Source organism: Dietzia cercidiphylli (assembly GCF_014145145.1).
In the GTDB taxonomy this organism is placed as follows: domain Bacteria; phylum Actinomycetota; class Actinomycetes; order Mycobacteriales; family Mycobacteriaceae; genus Dietzia; species Dietzia natronolimnaea.
Genome location: NZ_JAALEA010000486.1, coordinates 1 through 1,699 on the forward strand (window position 1 = coordinate 1; position 1,699 = coordinate 1,699).

Genomic DNA, 1,699 nt, shown 5'->3' on the forward strand with positions numbered 1-1,699 from the left:
ACCAGGGGTTTGTCGTAGAGGCGGGAGCCGTCCTGGGCGAGAGCGCATGCGTGATGGGCACTCTTGCCGACGTCCAGTCCCGAGGGTGTTTCATTGAGTGTGTAAGGGTCCGGTCTCGAACCGAGGTGTGACCTACGGGTTTCGCCTCTTGGAAGGATTGACCGAATGACCGAAATTGCTGATGTCCAGAACCCCTTGGCCGGGGTGCTGAGCGCCGATCAGATCGACGCCATGGTGACCGCCGCCGAGGAACTCGGGCAGGGCCGCCACGGGGTCGAGGAGCTGCTGACGCAGATGACCAAGGCGGTGCTGGAGCGGGCCATGGAAGCCGAGCTCTCCGACCACCTGGGCTACGAGGCCGGCGACCCCGCCGGCCATGGGACCGGTAACTCCCGCAACGGCAAGACCACCAAGCGCGTCCAGACCCTCCAGGGTCCCGTGGAGCTGACCGTGCCGCGGGACCGCAATAGCTCGTTCGAGCCGGTGATCGTCCCGAAGCGGGCCCGTCGACTGGGCAAGGTCGAGGACATGATCCTGTCCCTCTACGCCCGCGGCATGACCACCAGGGATATCGGCTCACACCTTGAGGAGATCTACGGCTCCACCGTCTCCGCCGCGACCATCTCCCGGGTCACCGACGTGGTCACCGACGAAATCGCCCTGTGGCAGTCCCGGCCGCTGGAGACGGTGTATCCGATCGTCTACATCGACGCGATCTGGCTCAAGATTCGCGACGGCGGCGTCGTGGCCAATAAGGCCTGCCACGTGGCCGTAGGCGTCGATCTAGAGGGCCGCAAGCAGGTGCTGGGACTGTGGCTCGGTGCTACCGAGGGGGCCAAGTTCTGGGCAGGCGTCCTGGCGGAGATCCGCAATCGGGGCTGCAAGGACATCCTGATCTTGTGCTGCGACGGACTGACCGGGCTGCCGGCCGCGGTCAACAGTGTCTACCCCGAGACGGTGGTGCAGACCTGCGTGGTGCACCTGCTGCGCTCGGCCATGAAGTACGCCTCCTACGCCGACCGCAAGACCATGGCCAAGGACATGAAGCCGATCTACACCGCGGCCACCGTCCAGGCCGCCGAGCTGGCGATGGAAGCCTTCGCCGAGACCTGGGGCACCAAGGCGCCGGGGGCGGTGATGGCGTGGCGCAATGCGTGGGAGGACTTCACCCCGTTCCTGGCGTTCACCCCCGAGATCCGCAAGGTCATCTACACCACAAACCAGATCGAATCGATCAACTACCAACTCCGGAAAATCACCAAGACAAGGGGCTCATTCCCCTCAGTCGAGGCGGCGATCAAACTGGTCTATCTGGGCATCCGAAACATCGAAACCACCCGCGGCGGCGACCTCGGCACCGGCACACAGGGATGGCACCAAGCGCTCAACGCCTTCGCCGTGCAATTCCCCAACAGACTCCCACTCTGACCACCCGGCAGAGGGGCTAACCGACCGGCCCTTACACAGAAAACTTGACACGCCCCCAGTCCCACGAATACGGCGTAGTTCTCGGACATGGCGATACTTCCCTTCTGAAGTATCCCTGCTGGTCACCGTCTTGACACCCGATGCCGACACCCACGTTACGAAGAGACCTCACCTAAAAGGTGGGCCGCGTCCCTATCAGCGGTCAACGCGTGTCTCTCGAGCGGGTGGCAACACCCCCCGGACCATCGATGGCAGGGCAAGAAAGCCATGC

1 protein-coding gene is annotated in these 1,699 nt (G+C 64.0%); it reads left to right on the plus strand.

What is annotated here, in order from left to right:
* Positions 1 to 165: 165 nt before the first annotated feature.
* A complete protein-coding gene (locus G6028_RS16035) occupies positions 166 to 1,428 on the plus strand; it encodes an IS256 family transposase (RefSeq protein WP_182641640.1) in 1,263 nt (420 codons plus the stop codon).
* Positions 1,429 to 1,699: the final 271 nt, after the last annotated feature.

Bases quoted from the DNA above. Each gene is read 5' to 3' on its own strand.
- G6028_RS16035 (WP_182641640.1), top strand. From the start codon at position 166: ATGACCGAAATTGCTGATGTCCAGAACCCCTTGGCCGGGGTGCTGAGC.